The organism is Nocardia iowensis (assembly GCF_019222765.1).
Classification (GTDB): Bacteria; Actinomycetota; Actinomycetes; order Mycobacteriales; family Mycobacteriaceae; genus Nocardia; species Nocardia iowensis.
Genome location: NZ_CP078145.1, coordinates 2,665,952 through 2,682,261, shown reverse-complemented (window position 1 = coordinate 2,682,261; position 16,310 = coordinate 2,665,952). Strand labels below are relative to the sequence as shown.

Here is a 16,310-nt window from a genome sequence, read left to right as displayed (position 1 = left end):
TTGCGCAACATGCCTGGTAAGCGCGGTCGGTCAGCGCGCTACGTGCCGGGCGAGCCGGGTCTCCAATCTGGTCTGCGCGAAACCCAGAATCAAACAGATGATCCAGTAGTAGATCGCCGCGACGCCGTAGAGCGCGAAGAAGTCGAAGGTCGGGGCGGCCGCCAGCTGGGCGACCCGGAGCAGTTCGGTCACCAGGATGGTGGAGGCCAGCGAGGTGTCCTTCACCAACGAGATCAGCGTGTTGGACAGCGGCGGCACGGCGATGCGCGAAGCCTGCGGCAGGATGATCAGCCGCAGTTCCTGCGCATACGACATGCCGAGCGCCTTGGCCGCCTCCCACTGCCCGTGCGCGACGCTGAGGATGGACGCGCGCACCACCTCGGCCGCGTAGCCACCGACATTGAGGCTGAACGCGATCACCGCCGCCGGGAACGGATCGATCACGACGTTGAACTGCGGCAGCGCGTAGAACACGATGAACAGCTGCACCAGCAGCGGCGTGCCCCGAATGATCGAGATGTAGAACCGGGCGGCCGCGGACAGCGGCCACACCGGTGACATCCTGGCCAATGCCACGAACAACGCGATCACCAAGCCGATGGCGAAGCTGATCGCGGTGAGCGGCAGCGTTTTCTCGACGGTGGCCTGCAGCATCGGCCACAGGTTGTGCCAGATCAGTTCCCTGGTATCGGCATCCATGGACGGCGTCGGCTACTTGCTGACGTCGGTGCCGAAGTACTTGTCGGAAATCGCGGCCAGCTTGCCCTCGGCGCGCAGCTCGCTCAGCGCCTTGTCCACGTCCTTGATCAGCGCGTCGTCCTTGCGGGCGGCGAAGGCCTGCTTGCTGGTCTCACCGGTCTTGCCCGCGACCTTCACGCCGTTGTCGCCGGTCTTCTTGGTGTACTCGGCGACGGCGAGGGTGTCGTTGACGGTGGCGTCGACGCGGCCGTTCTTCAGCAGCTGGATGGCCTGCACGAAGCCCTCCACCGCCTCGACCTTCGCGCCGGCGCCCGCGGCGACCTTGCCCCAGTTGCTGGTCGCGGACTGGGCGCAGGTCTTGCCGTTCAGGTCGGCGAGGGTGGTGATGGCGTTGTTGTCGGTGCGAGTGACGATCACGCCGTCGGAGGTGGTGTACGGGGTGGACAGCGCGTACTTGTTCTTGCGCTCGTCGTTGATGGTCACCTGGTTGGCGACCAGGTCGAAGCGCTTGGACTCGAGGCCGGCGAAGATGGCGTCCCACGGGGTCTGCACGAATTCGACCCGCTTGCCGAGCTTGTCGCCGACGGCCTGGATCACCTCGATGTCGTAGCCGGTGATCTTGCCGTCGGAACCCTGATAGCTGAACGGCGAGTAGGTCCCTTCCGTACCGACCTTCAACACGTTCGGATCGCTGCTGCTACCGCAGGCGGTGAGCCCGGTGGCGGCGACGATGGCGAGCATGGCGGCGGCGAACAGCTTGCGACGCACGGGTTCCCTCTCTTCGGTGCATGGAGTTCCACACACAACACGCAAATCCGGCTCATGCTACGCCGGGACTTCTGCGAAGGACATTATCCCGATCATGGTGCGTTTAAGGGTTGTACTCGCGGAACAGCCGCGCTAAAAGCCCGGACGGGCACCGCCGGATCGGCGATGCCCGTCGTCCTCTCGGGATGACTCACTCGCGCAGCGGGCGACCTTCGCTGTCGGTCACCTTGCCGGTCAGCATCAGGATGCCGTCGACGACACCCCAGATCCAGCCGAGCGTGAAACAGGTGACGGCACTGACGACCAACTGGGCGATACCGAGTCCGTTGTGGCCGAGATAGAAGCGGCCGACCCCGAAACTGCCGAGGAAGATCTGCAGCAGACCCGCGACGAGCTTCTGCTTGTCCGAGAGTGGCACACCGAATTGGTCACGGCCGTACGGTGCTTCGGGGTCATTCGGGTTGTAGCCCTGGGGGCCGTACTGCGCCGGTGGGTAGCCACCCGGCTGCTGGCCGTACGGGTTGGGCTGGCCGAACTGCGGCTGCGCGTACGGGTCGGCGGGCTGCTGGCCGTCGAACTGCGGGAACGCCACGGTGTCCTGTGGCTTGTTCAGATCCGGACCCGTACCGGGCGGACCGTACTGTGGTCCGCCGCCTGGGTTCTGCTGGTAAGGGTCGGTCACTAAATGTCCTCCTCATTCGTGCGGGCACCCTCTGCTCGGCCCGGCATCGATCGATCTGCCGAGCGGGAGACGCTCGCGACGATCACGAGACATTGTTGTCAAACGGGTGTTGTTTGTCGCCCCGGTAACCCTCGGCATTCGCCCGGGTTATCGCCCGTGCCGCGGACCGCCGTTATCGGCGGCGGGGAATTCGGCGCAAACCCGGTGCGCGACGAGCGGTGATGCCGCCGCGTAATCGGCGGCGGCACCATCGTTTTCAGGACTTGTCGGAGTCCGCGGCCTTCTTCGGCGCGGTGGGCTGCGCGGAGGTGGCGGTTTCCTCGGCATCGGCTTTCGCCGACTCGGCGTCGGTGTCCGCCGCGTCAGCGGACTTGTCGGCCACAGGGTCCTCGGCATCGACGGAGCCGCTGGTTTCGTCCTTGTCCGGCTCCGTGGATTCCTCGGTGGCATCCACCGCCGTCGCACCGGCGGTCTCCGGGGCCGAATCCTTGACCAGCCCAACCTTGTCCGTGCTCGCCTCGGCCGAGCTCCCGGCACCCTCGGACGCGGCACCCGCCGCACGCAACGCGCTGATCTGCCACGGCCAAGGACGTGGACCCGCGCCCGGTTGCAACTGCTCAGCGGTCTCGCGGCCCTTGGTCGCGAACACGAAATAGGCGATGGCCGCGAGGAATACGACCGCCGAGGTGAACGAGTTGATCCGGATGCCGGCCAGCTTGGTCGCCTCGTCGTCGCGCATCAGCTCCACGAAGAAGCGGCCGAAGCTGTAACCCGCCACATACAGCGCGAACAGGCGTCCGTGGCCGATCCGGTAGTGCCGGTCCAGTCGGACCAGCAGCACCACGATCAGTACGTTCCAGATGAGCTCGTACAGGAACGTGGGGTGCACGACCTTGTCGACGACGCCGTTGGAGACGCCGTTCATCGCGTCCGGCTTCAGGTTGTCGTCGTACCGGAAGTAGATCTCCAGGCCCCATGGGAGGTCGGTCTCGCGGCCGTAGAGTTCCTGGTTGAAATAGTTGCCGAGGCGGCCGATCGCCTGGGCCAGCAGGATCGGCGGCGCGATCGCGTCACCCAACGCGGGCAACGGGATTCGATATACCCGGCAGCCGATCCAGGCGCCGACGCCGCCGAGCAGCACCGCGCCCCAGATGCCGAGGCCGCCGTTCCAGATCTGCAGCGCCGCCATCGGGTCGCCGTCGGCGCCGAAGTACTTCTGCCAGTCGGTGGCGACGTGATAAAGCCGACCGCCGACCAGACCGAACGGCACCGCGAACATCGCGACGTCCAGGATCGTGCCCGGTTGCCCGCCGCGGGCGCGCCAGCGCCGCTCACCCCACCAGATGGCGACGATGATGCCGATGATGATGCACAGCGCGTATGCCCTGAGCGGGAACGGGCCGATGTGCCACACGCCCTGCGGTGGGCTGGGAATGTAGGCCAGCACATCGCTGCGCGCCAAGACGTTGTCTGCCAGGACTCGTAAGGTCACGGGGCCACCGTAGCGGAGAACGCCCGCAACGCTGGAACCACCGCCGAGTGGCGACCGAAACCGCGCGCCGTCACGGCGGCGGCGACCCTAGGAAGCGACGGTCGCCGAACGCACGCCCTCGGCCAACTCGGCGGTGAGCGCACGGACCGCGTCCAGACTCTCGCCCGCGGCCGTCACCAGCGCCGAGCCGACGATGACTCCATCTGCGTAGGAAGCGATTTCGGCCGCCTGCGCACCCGAGCGGACGCCGAGGCCGACGCCGATCGGGATGTCGGAATGCGCCCTGATCCGCGCGCACAGCGCCGGCGCGGCGGAGGACACCGCGTCGCGCGCGCCGGTGACACCCATGGTCGAGGCGGCGTACACGAAACCGCGCGACGCCTCGAGGGTCTTGACCAGACGCTCCTCGGTGGAGGACGGCGCGACCAGAAAGATGCGGTCCAGGTTGTGCGTGGACGAGGCGACGAACCAGTCGTCGGCCTCCTCCGGAATGAGGTTCGGGGTGATGATCCCGGCACCGCCCGCGGCGGCGAGGTCACGCGCGAACGTGTCGACGCCGTACTTCAGCACCGGGTTCCAGTAGCTCATCACCACGGCCTGGCCGGCCGCCGAGGTGATCGCCTCGACGACGGAGAACACGTCGCGGACCCGCACACCGCCGCGCAGCGCCTGGTCGGCGGCGGCCTGGATGGTCGGGCCGTCCATCACCGGATCAGAGTAGGCGACACCGACTTCGACGATGTCGCAACCAGATTCGACCATGGTGCGGCAGACCTCGATGGAACCGGCCAGGTCGGGGTAGCCCGCGGGTAGGTAACCGATGAGCGCGGCACGATTGTCGCTACGGCATGCGGCGAAGGTATTGGCAAGACGGGACTGTTGGCTCACGACTGCGCCTCGCTGACGCTCGGCTCCGTCGACGCCATGGGCGCTGTATTGATGGTTCGCTCGCTACGCTCGCTCACTTCTGTTCGTCCTTCTCGTCCAACAGCCCGAACCAGCGCGCCGCCGTGTCCATGTCCTTGTCACCGCGGCCGGACAGGTTCACCAGGATGATCGAGCCGGGGCCGAGTTCCTTGCCCAGTTGCAGCGCGCCCGCCACCGCGTGCGCGGACTCGATCGCCGGGATGATGCCCTCGCTCCGGCTGAGCAGCAGCAGCGCGTCCATCGCCTCGGTGTCGGTGATCGGCCGGTATTCGGCGCGGCCGATGTCCTTGAGCAGGGCGTGCTCGGGGCCGACGCCGGGGTAGTCCAGACCGGCCGAGATGGAGTGCGACTCGACGGTCTGGCCGTCCTCGTCCTGCAGCAGGTACGAGTAGGCGCCCTGGAACGCGCCCGGTGTTCCGCCGGTGAAGGTGGCCGCGTGCCTGCCGGTTTCGACGCCGTCACCGGCCGCCTCGTAGCCGACCAGCCGGACATCGGCGTCGTCGAGGAAGGCGTGAAAGATGCCGATGGCATTGGAGCCGCCGCCGACGCAGGCGACGACCGCGTCGGGCAGCTGGCCGGTGGCCTCCTGCACCTGCACGCGGGCCTCCAGGCCGATGACGCGCTGGAAGTCACGCACCAGCATGGGGAACGGGTGCGGGCCCGCGGCGGTGCCGAAGCAGTAGTAGGTGTCGTCGGCGTTGCTCACCCAGTCGCGCAGTGCCTCGTTGATCGCGTCCTTGAGCGTCTGCGAGCCGGTGGTCACCGAGATCACCTCGGCGCCGAGCAGCCGCATCCTGGCCACGTTCAGCGCCTGCCGTGCGGTGTCGACGGCGCCCATGTAGATGACGCAGTCCAGGCCGAGCAGCGCGCACGCGGTCGCGGTGGCGACGCCGTGCTGGCCCGCGCCGGTCTCCGCGATAACCCGGGTCTTGCCCATGCGCTTGGCCAGCAGTGCCTGGCCGAGCACGTTGTTGATCTTGTGTGAACCGGTGTGGTTCAGGTCTTCGCGCTTGAGCAGGATGCGCGCGCCACCCGCGTGCTCGGCGAGCCGGGTGCATTCGAACACCGGCGACGGACGGCCGGTGTAGTCGCGCTGCAGCCGGTCCAGCTCGTTGAGGAAGTCCGGGTCGAGCCGGGACTTCTCGTACATCGCGGTGACGTCCTCGATGACAGCCATGAGCGCCTCCGGCACGTGCCTGCCGCCGTAGACGCCGAAGTGGCCGCCGCTATCGGGCTCGTGCGCGCTGCGGTGCGCGATGCCGTCGCTGGCCTTGGGTAGTTCGGTCACTCGGGTCACCGGCCCCGCCGCGCCGGCTTCGGGCAGGACGGGTGGGTGCCCGCGGTCACCAGTTCGGACACGGCCGCGCGCGGATCACCACTGGTCACCAAGCCCTCGCCGACCAGGACGGCGTCCGCGCCCGCGCCGGCATAGGCCAGCAGGTCGGCGGTGCCGCGGATGCCGGACTCGGCGATCCGGATGACCTCGGTGGGCAGGCCGGGTGCGATCCGGGCGAAGACATCCCGGTCGACTTCCAGCGTCTTGAGATTGCGGGCATTCACGCCGATCACCGAGGCGCCTGCCTCGAGCGCGCGGTCGGCCTCTTCCTCGGTGTGCACCTCGACCAGTGCGGTCATCCCGAGCGATTCGGTGCGGTCGATCAGCGAGGACAGCACGTCCTGCTCCAGCGCCGCGACGATCAGCAGGATCACGTCGGCGCCGTGCGCGCGGGCCTCGTGGATCTGGTACGGCCCGACGACGAAGTCCTTGCGCAGGATCGGGATGCTCACGGTGGCCCGGACCGCGTCCAGGTCGTCCAGGGACCCGTGGAAGCGGCGGCCCTCGGTGAGCACGCTGATGATCCTGGCGCCGCCGTCCTCGTACGCCTTGGCCAGGCTGGCCGGGTCGGGGATGTCGGCGAGCTCGCCCTTGGAGGGGCTGGCCCGCTTCACCTCGGCGATGACGCCGATGCCGTCTTCGAGGAGCGCCGCGCGCGCGTCGAGCGGGCTCGGCTTCGCCGCTGCGGCCGCTTTGATCGCCTGGAAATCGAGGAGGGCTTCCCGAGCGGCCACATCCGCGCGGACCCCGTCGAGAATCGAGTCGAGTACCGTCATCTGGCTCGAATCCTTTCTGGGGAGACGGACTTGCTGCCTGAGAATCCCCCCAGGCGCTGTCTCACCGATGCTGACAAAGAATAAATGGCCGTACCGGCCGCGTTTGCGCCGGGGCTTGTTGTGGACCAGGCAACCAGTCCGCGCACAAGGTGGGAACCGACACAGTCACCGCCCGCGGATTCCTCAGCGGACACGTCCGCCTGCCTCGCCGGAGTCCGGATCGTCGGGCCGCCCACCGGAGTTCAGCGGGTCCTCGGTGGGGTCGGTGCCCGCGTCCAAGGCATCCCAGAGCACGCGTTCGGACAGCTGGGTCGAGTTCGGCTCCGCGCCGGGTGTCGCGGCCTCGGTGCGCCGCTGGGTCACCTGCTCGGTGGCGGCGGCGCGGCGGAACACCGGGTTGTCGTACTTGCCGGACAGGCGGGCGGTGTCCTGCGGCATCCGCGCGAGCAAGCCGCCGGCGGCGAAGGCCGCCAGTGCGCCGAGCAAGGCGAGCACGGCCGGAAGTGCCGACGTCGTCGCCGCACCCACCTGCGCCCTGGCCGGAAGTTCGGCCAGCTTCGCCGCCCGCTCGGCGATCTTGCCGGAGTTGGTGAGCAGGGCGAAGGCAGGTACCGCCGCCACCGCGCCGACCAGTGCGATGAGCACGCCCAGCACGCGACGCAGCCAACCTCGGGTGGCCAGCACGGCCGCGATGGACGCCAGCAGTACTAGGGCCAGCGGGGTGAGCGCACCGAACCAGACGCCGCCGTTGAGGTGATCGGTGCGCGGTTCGGTGAGGCCGTCGGCGGACGTGACCGTCACCCAGGTCATCCGCGAGGAACCCCACAGCGCGGCGGCCGCGAGGGCGAGCAGGACGAGGGCGCCGGTCGGATACTTGCGGCGCTCGTCGGACGCGGCTCCCGGCTCGGTACCGGTCTCCGGGGTGACGAGGTCGGGGTCGGGGGTGCGCGCCGGATCGGCGGCCCCGCCGGGCTCGGCCGCCGTCATGCGGGGCCGCTGTTCGTCGCGCCCGGTTCCGTGCTGTATGCGCGCACGGTTTTCGCCGCGGCGACCGCCTTGAGCACCGCCATCGCCTTGTTGCGGGCTTCGAGGTCTTCGTACTCGGCGTTCGAATCGGCGACGATGCCCGCGCCAGCCTGAACGTAGGCGGTGCCGTCCTTCAGCAATGCGGTGCGGATGGCGATCGCGGTGTCCGCGTCCCCGGCGAAGTCGAGATAGCCGACGACGCCGCCGTAGACGCCGCGGCGGGTCGGCTCCAGCTCTTCGATCAACTCCATCGCGCGCACCTTCGGCGCACCGGACAAGGTGCCCGCGGGGAAGCAGGCGCGCACCGCGTCGAGCGCGATCTTGCCCGCGGCGAGCCGGCCGGACACCGTCGAGACCAGGTGCATCACGTGGCTGTACCGCTCGATGTGCCGGTACTCGGTGACCCGCACCGTGCCGGGCTGACAGACCCGACCGAGGTCGTTGCGGCCGAGGTCGACGAGCATCAAATGCTCGGCGTTCTCCTTCTCGTCGGCGAGCAGGCCCTTTTCCAGCAGCAGGTCGTCTTCTTCGGTGACTCCGCGCCAGCGGGTACCCGCGATCGGATGTGTAGTCGCCACACCCTCTTTCACGGTGACCAGGGATTCCGGGCTGGAGCCGACGATGGAGAACGCGGTGCCGCCGTCGCCGTCCGGGACGTGCAGCAGGTACATGTACGGGCTCGGGTTCGAGGCGCGCAACATCCGGTACAGGTCCAGCGGTGCGCCGTCGTAGTCCATTTCGAAGCGCTGCGACAGCACCACCTGGAACGCCTCGCCCGCTTCGATCTCCTTGACCAGGCGACGCACCCCCGCACCGAACTCCTCGGTGGTGCGGCGGCGCCGGAACTCGGGTTCGGGCCGGTCGAAGACCGACACCGTGGACGGTGCCGGGGCGGCGAGCGCCTCGGTCATCCGGTCCAGCCTGGCGAGCGCGTCGTCATAGGCTTCGTCGACCCGTTCGGCGGTGCCGTTCCAGTTGACCGCATTGGCGATCAGCGTGATCGCACCCTCGTGGTGGTCGAACGCGGCGAGATCGGTGGCCAGCAGCAACACCATCTCCGGCAGCTGCAGGTCGTCGAGGGCCAGGTTCGGCAGCCGCTCGATCCGGCGCACCGCGTCGTACCCGAGGTAGCCGACCATGCCGCCCGTCAGCGGCGGCAGCCCCGGCAACCGCTCGGTCTTCAGCAACTCCAGTGTTTCCCGCAGAGCGAGCAGCGGATCACCGCCCGAGGGCGCGTCCACCGGAATGTTCCCCAACCAGGCCGCCGCACCGTCGACCACGGTCAACGCCGACGGACTCCCCGCGCCGATGAACGACCACCGCGACCACGATCGCCCGTTCTCCGCCGACTCGAACAGGAACGTTCCCGCCCGATCTCCGGCCAACTTACGGTAGGCGGAAAGCGGAGTTTCGGAGTCCGCCAACACCTTTCGGGTAACCGGCACCACCCGATGCTCCGCGGCCAGCTGATGAAACTGTTCGCGGGTCGTAGTGGTAGGAGTCGACGCGCCTTGCATGCGCAACATCATCCCAGGCGGTACCGACACCCAGCGCGGCGCACCCCAACCAGCCACGCGCGAGTCTGATAAACGCCCTTCACGGCCGCGCGGCCGATCACACCAGCCACAAACTCGACCGCCCGGTTCTCATGCCCGCGTAGGCCGTGTGACGGACGTCTCTACACTCGCTCCGTTCCATCTCGCACGCGGTATCCATGATCGAGAGGAGACAACCGATGTACCCCTCGCAACCGGAGGGCAGGCACGCCGCCCCTGGCGGTGCGCCGAGCCAGCCCCCACGGATGGTCGGACTGCAGTCGAAGACCGGCGCCCAGGGTGCCCCGAACGCGCTAGCCACCTTCGTCACCTATGCGAAGGCACTGGAAGCCCTGGACAAGAACCATTTCCCGGACGAGTACGCCACGCACGCCGACCGGATCAAGGAGCTCAAGCCGTTCCTGCGCGCGCACGGCATTCTCGATGTCATGCAGATCAAGAACCCCGAAGTTGCGGCGTTGATCGGCGTCTGACGGGCCCGGACAGGTACCGGGTGCGACATGTGCCCGGTACTGTCGCTTTCCATGCAGACAGGTCAGCTCGCCCCGCAGTTCGAGCTCCCCGATCAATCAGGCACCCCCCGTTCGCTCGACGCGTTGCTCGCGGACGGTCCGCTGGTCCTGTTCTTCTATCCCGCGGCGAACAGCCCGGTGTGCACGGCCGAGGCCTGCCACTTCCGTGATGTGGCCGCCGACTTCGCGGCCGTCGGCGCGTCGTGCGCTGGCATCAGTGCCGACGGCGTCGACGCCCAAGCCGGTTTCGCCGACAAGCAGGGCCTCGGTTATCCGTTGCTCTCCGACACCGACGGCAAGGTCGCCGCGCAGTTCGGCGTCAAGCGGGGGCTGCTCGGAAAACTGGTGCCGGTCAAGCGACAGACCTTCGTGATCGATCAGGACCGCACCGTCCGCAAGATCATCACCGGCGAGTTGCGCGCCAACGTGCATGCCGACGAGGCGCTGGCGTTCCTCCGGGAGCGCACGAAGTAATTCCGGCGAGACGCCTAACCCGATCCAGGGCAACACTCGGGACGGACGCACCGGAAACGCCGGGGCGATCATCACGTTTCCGCCGTTCACCCGGCTTACCCTGGCTGCATGACTGCGACCGACGGACAGCTGGAGCAGAAATCGACCGGACCCGCCTGGCGGAGCTGGATCATCGGCGGGCTGGCGCTGCTCGCCCTCCTGTTCATCGCCTACTTCATCTTGTCCGCGTTCATCCCGCGCTGGTGGGCACAGCGGGTCGCGGAGATGGTCAACGGCAGCTTCGCCAAGGGCATCGGCTGGGGCCTGGTCTTCGGCGGCGTGTGCACGGTCGTGCCGCTGTTCCTGTTGCTGTTCGCGGTGCGGGTGTGGGGGCGAAGGGCGGGCCGATTCATGGCGGGTGCGGCCGTTGTCGTTGCCGCGCTCGTCGCGATCCCCAATCTGATGACGCTCACCATCGTGCTGGGGGGTAGCAACGCCGCCCATGCCGGAGAGCGCATTCTGGACGTCGATGCACCCGCCTTCCGTGGCGCCACCCTGGCCGGCGCGCTCGCCGCCGCCGCTGTCTTCCTGGCGGCGTTGTTCCTGGTCATCACGCGTTGGTGGCGGCGAAGGCGCCCCAGGAAGCAGACCACGCGCACCGCACCGCCGACCACCGCCGATCCGACCATGACGCGTCCGGACGGTTTGTGAGTGAGCTCACGTCCCTTAGCAACTTCATGACGGGCGAGCGAAGTCGTGGCAAACTCGGTGTCGCGGGTGACTGTGAACATGCTTTTCAATAATCGATAGGCTTACTAACAAAAACACGTCACTTGGCTTGAAAGAAGGCACACAGTGACGAAGTGGCTCGACCCCGTCGAACAACGAGCTTGGCGCGCGATTGTTGCGCTGATGACGCGCCTACCAGGCGCTTTGGATACGCAGCTGCAGCGCGAATCCGGGGTCACCCATTTCGAGTATTGGGTATTGACCCTGCTGTCCGAGGAACCGGGCCATCGTTTGCAGATGAGTGACCTTGCCCACAAGGCAAATGCATCGCTATCACGGCTTTCCCACGTGGTGTCGAAGCTGGAGCGGATGGGCTGGGCGGAGCGCTCCGCTACCGCCGGGCGGCGTGGGGTCCAGGCCGTACTGACAGACGACGGCTACCACAAGGTCATCGAGGCCGCCCCCGGATATCTGGATGCGGTGCGCCACCTGGTGTTCGACGGTTTGGAGCCCGAGCAGACGGCTCAGCTGGCCGAACTGAGCGAACTGCTCGCCGATCATCTCACCGATGCGTTGAGCCGACTCGGTAATGCCAGCGAGGACGATCGGCCGTCGGACACGTAGTCGGGGCCCTCGACGTCAGGACTGCTCAGCGAGCAGGACATCCGAGTCGAAACACGTGTGCGTCCCGGTATGGCAGGCGGCGCCTTCTTGATCGACGACCAAGAGAATGGTGTCGCCGTCACAATCCAGGCGAACCTCGTGCACGTACTGGGTGTGACCGGAGGTCTCCCCCTTGACCCAATACTGCTGACGCGAACGCGAAAAGTACGTCGCCTTGCGCGTTTCCAGCGTGCGGGCCAGCGCCTCGTCGTCCATCCACGCCACCATCAGCACATCGCCGGTGCCGCGTTCCTGCGCGACGGCCGAGACCAGGCCCGCGTCGTTGCGCTTGAGCCGGGCGGCGATGGCGGGATCGAGAGTCATACGACCGTTATAACAGGGGCGTACCTCGGCCTCCGCTTCGGCAGTGCCCGGTATGGGATCAGACATGAGCCCGGCGCAGGGCGGCGACGGTGTCGTCGTCGGATTCGTCGAGCGCGGCGGTGAGGGTGGCGCGGTAGGTCTCGCCCGCGGCCCGGTGCCGTTCCCGGCCCTTGTCGGTGATCACCGTGTAGACGCCGCGGCGATCATCCGGGCACAGATCGCGGTAGGCCAGTCCGGCGGCGTCGAGCCTGCCGACCAGTCTGGTCACCGAACTCTGGTTCAGGCCGAGGCGGGCGGACAGGTCCTGCATGCGCAGTTCGCCGTCGGAGGCTTCGGCCAGGAAGCCGAGCGCCCGGTATTCCGAAAGCCCGAGGCCGTGCCCGCGCTGAACCGCCGCCGCCAATCGGCCTTCTACCTGGGCGTGCAGGGCGATCAGCCGGTTCCACATCTGGTCGTCGTGCTCAGTATTTGACACAGATTATTTGTACATGCATACTTCTCCTCACGCAAGGTAGTTGCATATACATACAACTAAAGGAGCTGTTCTCATGGCCTGGATCTACCTGATGATCGCGGCGGTTTTCGAAGTGGTGTTCGCCCTCGCGACCAATGCCACCGAAGGATTCACCGTGCTCGCCCCGTCGTTGCTCACCGCGGCCGCCGCGGGGGCAGGCATCTTCTTCCTCAGCCTGGCGTTGCGCACCCTCGACGTCGGGGTGGGTTACACGGTGTGGACCGGCATCGGCTCGGTCGGCACCGTCACCCTCGGCACGGTGATCTTCCACGAGACGCTCAACGTCTGGAAGGTGCTTGCCTTCGTGCTGATCATCGGCGGCGTGCTCGGCCTCAAACTCGCCGACACCCTGGCCAACCGCGCCGCTGCGCCCGCCGCGGTCACCCCCTGATCCCCCACGCCCCCACCGCAACAGGAGTTTTCGTCATGGCCTGGATCTTCCTCGGCATCGCCATCGTCTTCGAGATCGCGTTCGCACTCGGCACCAACGCGACCAACGGCTTCACCAAGCTCTGGCCGTCCGTCTTCACCCTGCTCGCCGCGGCAGGCGGCATCTTCACCCTGAGCCTGGCCCTGCGCACCCTGGATGTCGGTGTCGGATACACCATCTGGACCGGTGTCGGCGCCATCGGCACGGTAATCCTCGGCGCCCTCATCTACCACGAGAAGATCACCCTCCCCAAGGTCGCGTCCTTCGCCGCCATCATCGCCGGCGCAGTGCTACTGAAAGTAGCCGCCGGAGCCTGACCCGGCCCCACGCAACGACCCGCTCGGCACACCGCCGAGCGGGTCGCGCCGTCCCACGCGCACCTTCCCCGCCCGCGCACGAAAGCGCTAGTAATTCCGTGCACAGCAGGTGAATTCGTGCGCGGCGTGACTGGTTGGGCTAGCGGACGACGATGTGCTCGGCGCGCATCGAGTCCTTGACCTGGCTGATGGTCAGGTCGCCGAAGTGGAAGACGCTGGCGGCCAGGACCGCGTCCGCGCCCGCTTGGACGGCGGGGGCGAAGTGTTCGACGGCGCCCGCGCCGCCGCTGGCGATGACCGGGACGGAGACCGAGGCGCGGACGGCGCGGATCATCGGGAGATCGAAGCCGGCCTTGGTGCCGTCGGCGTCCATCGAGTTGAGCAGGATCTCGCCGACGCCCAATTCGGCTCCCCGAGTGGCCCATTCGATGGCGTCGATGCCGGTGCCGCGCTTACCGCCGTGCGTGGTGACTTCCCAGCCGGACGGCGTCGCGGGCTGACCTTCCGGAACCGTTCGGGCGTCGACGGACAGCACGATGCACTGCGAGCCGAACCGCTCCGACATCTCGCGCAGCACCTCGGGTCGCGCGATCGCGGCGGTGTTGACCGAAACCTTGTCCGCGCCGGCGCGCAGCAGCCGGTCGACGTCCTCGACGGTGCGCACCCCGCCGCCGACGGTGAGCGGAATGAAGATCTGCTCGGCCGTGCGGGTGACCACGTCGATCATGGTGCCGCGGTCGCCGGTGGAGGCGGTGACATCGAGGAAGGTCAGCTCGTCGGCGCCCTGCGCGTCGTAGGTGGCGGCCAGTTCGACGGGATCGCCCGCGTCCCGTAGGTTTTCGAAGTTCACGCCCTTGACCACCCGGCCCGCGTCGACATCCAGACACGGAATCACGCGTACCGCCAACGTCATTGCCTCACCCTTCCTCCGCGGCCACCGGATCGGCGACCGTGCAGATCATTTCGAGCAGTTCCTCGTGCACACCGGGCGCGGCGGCCAGCACCGAACCCGAGGTGATGGTCCACGGCGCGCCCTCGAGATCGGTGACAACGCCGCCCGCGGCGCGGATCAGCGCGACCCCCGCGGCGTTGTCCCAGGGATGGTGGCCGAACACGATCGCCCCACCGAGCACCCCGGACGCGGTGAACGCCAGATCGATGCCGGTCGAACCGTGCATGCGCACCCGAGAGGAAAGCCTGCTGAGCGGGCCCAGCAGATCGAAACGGAACTGTCCTGGGATCCGCCCGCGCGCATCCACATTGAACGCGCCGAACCCGATCATCGCCTCGGCCAGCTTCCCGTGCGGCAGCGGCGGCAACGGTTGCCCGTTCAGCAGGACCGGCCCGCCCGCCATCGCGGCGTAACGCTGCCCGAGCAGCGGCAGCCAGGTCAGCCCGAGCACCGGCTCGCCCTCGTGCACCAGCGCGAGCAGCATGCCCGAAAGCGGATGGCCGGACGAGTAATTGAAGGTGCCGTCGATCGGGTCGAGCACCCACGCGGTACCCGAGACGAGCTGCGGCCCGCCGAATTCCTCACCGTGCACATTGATTCCGGTGCGCTGCTGCAACTCAGCGGAGATGGTGCGTTCCAGCTCCAGATCGAGTTCGGTGGCGAAATCGTTGCGGCCCTTGGTGACCGCGCTCGGCGCGCCGACCCCCTCGATGAACCGCGAGGTGACCGAGTCCAGGATCTCGCGGGCGACCGCGAGCAGTGCCGATAGGTCCTGGGTCATCTCACCGCGGCCAGCGCCTCGGGCAGGGTGAACCGGCCCGCGTAGAGCGCCTTGCCGACGATCGAGCCCTCGACGCCCTCCGGCACCAGTTCGGCGATCGCGACCAGGTCCTCGATGGTGGACACGCCACCGGAGGCGATGACCGGCGCGTCGGTGGCTGCGCACACCTCGCGGAGCAGGTCCAGGTTCGGGCCGGTCAGCGTGCCGTCCTTGGTGACGTCGGTGACCACGTAGCGCGAGCAGCCGTCACGCTCCAGCCGCTCCAGCACCTCCCACAGGTCGCCGCCGTCGCTGACCCAGCCGCGGCCGCGCAGCCGGTAGTCACCGTCGATGATGCGCACGTCCAGGCCGACCGCGACCCGCTCGCCGTGCCGGGCGATGGCCTTGGCGCACCACACCGGGTCCTCCAGCGCGGCGGTGCCGAGATTCACCCTGGCGCAACCGGTGGCCAGCGCGGCCTCCAGGGTGTCGTCGTCGCGAATGCCGCCGGACAGCTCCACTTTGACATCGAGTTCGCCGACCACCCCGGCCAGCAGTTCGCGATTCGAGCCACGGCCGAACGCCGCGTCGAGGTCGACCAGATGCACCCAGTCCGCGCCGGCTTGCTGCCAGGCCAGCGCCGCCTCGCGCGGCGAGCCGTAGCTGGTTTCGCTACCGGCCTCCCCCTGCACGAGGCGCACAGCCTCTCCATTGGCAACATCGACGGCGGGCAGCAGCACAAGACTCACGACTGCGCCTCGCTGGCGCTCGGCTCCGTCGACGTCTTTGACGCTGTGTTGATGGTTCGGTCGCTACGCTCACTCACGGGAGCAGCCTAGTAGTCCCCTCCTCACGCCCGGTCTCCGGCCTGCGGGTATACGAACGGCGAACGACGTCTACTTGCCCGACTGGGCGTCGAGAATGCAGGTGAGGAGGCGGACCAGCTCGGCGCGGTCCGCGGCGTTCAGACCGGCCAGGAGTTCGTCTTGGGCGCCTGCCAGCCGCTCGTCGAGTTCGGTGAGGTGGGCCGTGCCCGCGGCGGTGATGGTGACGATCTTGCGTCTGCGGTCGCCGGGGTCGGGACTGCGCTGGACGAAGCCGCGGTCGGCCAACTCGTTGACGGTGGCCACGATGTCGCTGCGATCGATACGGGTGCGCCTGCCCAGGTCGGCTTGACTGATGGAGCCGAACTCGCCGAGCGCGGCGAGCAGTGCGTAGTGATAGGGCCGGGAGCCGGTGGTGTTCAGCGCCCGTTCGGTGGCCCGATTGGCGACGAGGGCGACTTGGTTGACCAGCCGGGTGGGCAGTGCCCGCAGCCTGGCGGGAGCACCCTCGTGCGAGATCTCCATGCCTGCAATTTAACGCTTGTTGGTCACACCCACAATATGTCGCTC

Annotated in this window: 21 protein-coding genes; 6 read left to right on the top strand and 15 right to left on the bottom strand. The window is 67.9% G+C overall.

What is annotated here, in order from left to right; genetic code table 11:
- Window positions 1-30: 30 nt before the first annotated feature.
- The 9 genes from KV110_RS12350 to KV110_RS12310 form a co-directional block, all read right to left on the bottom strand.
- Window positions 31-699 carry an amino acid ABC transporter permease gene (locus tag KV110_RS12350; RefSeq protein WP_218476058.1) on the bottom strand — a complete coding sequence of 223 codons (669 nt, stop codon included), beginning with the start codon at window positions 697-699 and terminating at the stop codon, window positions 31-33.
- 12 nt (window positions 700-711) lie between these two features.
- Complete coding sequence (locus KV110_RS12345) at window positions 712-1,440, bottom strand: transporter substrate-binding domain-containing protein (RefSeq protein ID WP_343224198.1); 729 nt, start codon at window positions 1,438-1,440, stop codon at window positions 712-714.
- A 217-nt stretch (window positions 1,441-1,657) separates the two neighbouring features.
- Window positions 1,658-2,149, bottom strand: coding sequence for a TM2 domain-containing protein (locus KV110_RS12340; protein ID WP_218476054.1), 492 nt, complete (start codon window positions 2,147-2,149; stop codon window positions 1,658-1,660).
- A gap of 256 nt (window positions 2,150-2,405) precedes the next feature.
- Entirely contained in the window at window positions 2,406-3,641 is a 1,236-nt protein-coding gene (gene lgt, locus KV110_RS12335) for a prolipoprotein diacylglyceryl transferase (RefSeq protein ID WP_218476052.1), read from the bottom strand.
- An 87-nt stretch (window positions 3,642-3,728) separates the two neighbouring features.
- The gene (gene trpA / locus KV110_RS12330; RefSeq protein WP_218476050.1) at window positions 3,729-4,529 is read right to left on the bottom strand and encodes a tryptophan synthase subunit alpha; all 801 of its coding nucleotides are present in this window, start codon (window positions 4,527-4,529) and stop codon (window positions 3,729-3,731) included.
- A gap of 73 nt (window positions 4,530-4,602) precedes the next feature.
- Window positions 4,603-5,865, bottom strand: a complete 1,263-nt coding sequence (gene trpB / locus KV110_RS12325; protein WP_218476049.1) for a tryptophan synthase subunit beta — start codon at window positions 5,863-5,865, stop codon at window positions 4,603-4,605.
- A complete protein-coding gene (trpC, locus tag KV110_RS12320; protein WP_218476047.1) occupies window positions 5,862-6,680 on the bottom strand; it encodes an indole-3-glycerol phosphate synthase TrpC in 819 nt (272 codons plus the stop codon). Before trpC ends, trpB begins: the two co-directional genes overlap by 4 nt.
- Window positions 6,681-6,863: 183 nt before the next feature.
- Window positions 6,864-7,667, bottom strand: a complete 804-nt coding sequence (locus KV110_RS12315) for a TIGR02234 family membrane protein (protein ID WP_218476045.1) — start codon at window positions 7,665-7,667, stop codon at window positions 6,864-6,866.
- Window positions 7,664-9,223 carry an anthranilate synthase component I gene (locus tag KV110_RS12310; RefSeq protein WP_218476043.1) on the bottom strand — a complete coding sequence of 520 codons (1,560 nt, stop codon included), beginning with the start codon at window positions 9,221-9,223 and terminating at the stop codon, window positions 7,664-7,666. Before KV110_RS12310 ends, KV110_RS12315 begins: the two co-directional genes overlap by 4 nt.
- 218 nt (window positions 9,224-9,441) lie before the next feature.
- Here KV110_RS12310 and KV110_RS12305 point away from each other — a divergent pair, with 218 nt between their 5' ends.
- From KV110_RS12305 to KV110_RS12290, 4 genes are all read left to right on the top strand, one after another.
- Window positions 9,442-9,735 (top strand): hypothetical protein, encoded by a 294-nt coding sequence (locus KV110_RS12305; RefSeq protein ID WP_218476042.1) that lies wholly within the window; start codon window positions 9,442-9,444, stop codon window positions 9,733-9,735.
- Between the two features lie 51 nt (window positions 9,736-9,786).
- On the top strand, window positions 9,787-10,248 hold the full coding sequence (locus KV110_RS12300; RefSeq protein WP_218476040.1) for a peroxiredoxin: 462 nt from the start codon (window positions 9,787-9,789) through the stop codon (window positions 10,246-10,248).
- Between the two features lie 108 nt (window positions 10,249-10,356).
- A complete protein-coding gene (locus KV110_RS12295; protein WP_246634490.1) occupies window positions 10,357-10,938 on the top strand; it encodes a permease in 582 nt (193 codons plus the stop codon).
- A gap of 201 nt (window positions 10,939-11,139) precedes the next feature.
- A complete protein-coding gene (locus KV110_RS12290; protein ID WP_246634722.1) occupies window positions 11,140-11,580 on the top strand; it encodes a MarR family winged helix-turn-helix transcriptional regulator in 441 nt (146 codons plus the stop codon).
- A gap of 15 nt (window positions 11,581-11,595) precedes the next feature.
- Here the strand turns inward: KV110_RS12290 and hisI are convergent, their stop codons facing one another.
- Together hisI and KV110_RS12280 are read right to left on the bottom strand one after the other, a co-directional pair.
- Window positions 11,596-11,943, bottom strand: coding sequence for a phosphoribosyl-AMP cyclohydrolase (gene hisI, locus KV110_RS12285; protein ID WP_218476036.1), 348 nt, complete (start codon window positions 11,941-11,943; stop codon window positions 11,596-11,598).
- A gap of 58 nt (window positions 11,944-12,001) precedes the next feature.
- Window positions 12,002-12,418, bottom strand: coding sequence for a MarR family winged helix-turn-helix transcriptional regulator (locus KV110_RS12280; protein ID WP_218476034.1), 417 nt, complete (start codon window positions 12,416-12,418; stop codon window positions 12,002-12,004).
- 73 nt (window positions 12,419-12,491) lie between these two features.
- Here KV110_RS12280 and KV110_RS12275 point away from each other — a divergent pair, with 73 nt between their 5' ends.
- Together KV110_RS12275 and KV110_RS12270 are read left to right on the top strand one after the other, a co-directional pair.
- On the top strand, window positions 12,492-12,848 hold the full coding sequence (locus tag KV110_RS12275) for a DMT family transporter (RefSeq protein WP_218476032.1): 357 nt from the start codon (window positions 12,492-12,494) through the stop codon (window positions 12,846-12,848).
- Window positions 12,849-12,883: 35 nt separating this feature from the next.
- Window positions 12,884-13,204, top strand: coding sequence for a DMT family transporter (locus KV110_RS12270; RefSeq protein WP_218476030.1), 321 nt, complete (start codon window positions 12,884-12,886; stop codon window positions 13,202-13,204).
- A 139-nt stretch (window positions 13,205-13,343) separates the two neighbouring features.
- On the opposite strand, the gene hisF is transcribed toward KV110_RS12270, so the two are convergent.
- The 4 genes from hisF to KV110_RS12250 all read right to left on the bottom strand — a co-directional run bounded on the left by hisF (window position 13,344) and on the right by KV110_RS12250 (window position 16,265).
- Window positions 13,344-14,117, bottom strand: coding sequence for an imidazole glycerol phosphate synthase subunit HisF (hisF, locus tag KV110_RS12265; RefSeq protein WP_218476029.1), 774 nt, complete (start codon window positions 14,115-14,117; stop codon window positions 13,344-13,346).
- A gap of 4 nt (window positions 14,118-14,121) precedes the next feature.
- Window positions 14,122-14,937, bottom strand: a complete 816-nt coding sequence (locus tag KV110_RS12260; protein WP_218476027.1) for an inositol monophosphatase family protein — start codon at window positions 14,935-14,937, stop codon at window positions 14,122-14,124.
- Window positions 14,934-15,665 carry a bifunctional 1-(5-phosphoribosyl)-5-((5-phosphoribosylamino)methylideneamino)imidazole-4-carboxamide isomerase/phosphoribosylanthranilate isomerase PriA gene (gene priA / locus KV110_RS12255; protein ID WP_218476025.1) on the bottom strand — a complete coding sequence of 244 codons (732 nt, stop codon included), beginning with the start codon at window positions 15,663-15,665 and terminating at the stop codon, window positions 14,934-14,936. The genes KV110_RS12260 and priA overlap by 4 nt, the downstream gene beginning before the upstream one ends.
- A gap of 147 nt (window positions 15,666-15,812) precedes the next feature.
- On the bottom strand, window positions 15,813-16,265 hold the full coding sequence (locus tag KV110_RS12250; protein ID WP_218476023.1) for a MarR family winged helix-turn-helix transcriptional regulator: 453 nt from the start codon (window positions 16,263-16,265) through the stop codon (window positions 15,813-15,815).
- Window positions 16,266-16,310 lie beyond the last annotated feature (45 nt).

What these genes read in the sequence shown, in the direction of transcription:
- KV110_RS12290 (WP_246634722.1), top strand. Translation starts at nt 11,140, where the DNA reads ATGACGCGCCTACCAGGCGCTTTGGATACGCAGCTGCAGCGCGAATCC.
- hisI (WP_218476036.1), bottom strand. Translation starts at nt 11,943, where the DNA reads ATGACTCTCGATCCCGCCATCGCCGCCCGGCTCAAGCGCAACGACGCG.
- hisF (WP_218476029.1), bottom strand. Translation starts at nt 14,117, where the DNA reads ATGACGTTGGCGGTACGCGTGATTCCGTGTCTGGATGTCGACGCGGGC.
- KV110_RS12260 (WP_218476027.1), bottom strand. Translation starts at nt 14,937, where the DNA reads ATGACCCAGGACCTATCGGCACTGCTCGCGGTCGCCCGCGAGATCCTG.
- KV110_RS12300 (WP_218476040.1), top strand. Translation starts at nt 9,787, where the DNA reads ATGCAGACAGGTCAGCTCGCCCCGCAGTTCGAGCTCCCCGATCAATCA.
- KV110_RS12315 (WP_218476045.1), bottom strand. Translation starts at nt 7,667, where the DNA reads ATGACGGCGGCCGAGCCCGGCGGGGCCGCCGATCCGGCGCGCACCCCC.
- KV110_RS12250 (WP_218476023.1), bottom strand. Translation starts at nt 16,265, where the DNA reads ATGGAGATCTCGCACGAGGGTGCTCCCGCCAGGCTGCGGGCACTGCCC.
- KV110_RS12295 (WP_246634490.1), top strand. Translation starts at nt 10,357, where the DNA reads ATGACTGCGACCGACGGACAGCTGGAGCAGAAATCGACCGGACCCGCC.
- KV110_RS12350 (WP_218476058.1), bottom strand. Translation starts at nt 699, where the DNA reads ATGGATGCCGATACCAGGGAACTGATCTGGCACAACCTGTGGCCGATG.
- KV110_RS12345 (WP_343224198.1), bottom strand. Translation starts at nt 1,440, where the DNA reads ATGCTCGCCATCGTCGCCGCCACCGGGCTCACCGCCTGCGGTAGCAGC.
- trpC (WP_218476047.1), bottom strand. Translation starts at nt 6,680, where the DNA reads ATGACGGTACTCGACTCGATTCTCGACGGGGTCCGCGCGGATGTGGCC.
- KV110_RS12305 (WP_218476042.1), top strand. Translation starts at nt 9,442, where the DNA reads ATGTACCCCTCGCAACCGGAGGGCAGGCACGCCGCCCCTGGCGGTGCG.
- KV110_RS12310 (WP_218476043.1), bottom strand. Translation starts at nt 9,223, where the DNA reads ATGCAAGGCGCGTCGACTCCTACCACTACGACCCGCGAACAGTTTCAT.
- KV110_RS12275 (WP_218476032.1), top strand. Translation starts at nt 12,492, where the DNA reads ATGGCCTGGATCTACCTGATGATCGCGGCGGTTTTCGAAGTGGTGTTC.
- KV110_RS12270 (WP_218476030.1), top strand. Translation starts at nt 12,884, where the DNA reads ATGGCCTGGATCTTCCTCGGCATCGCCATCGTCTTCGAGATCGCGTTC.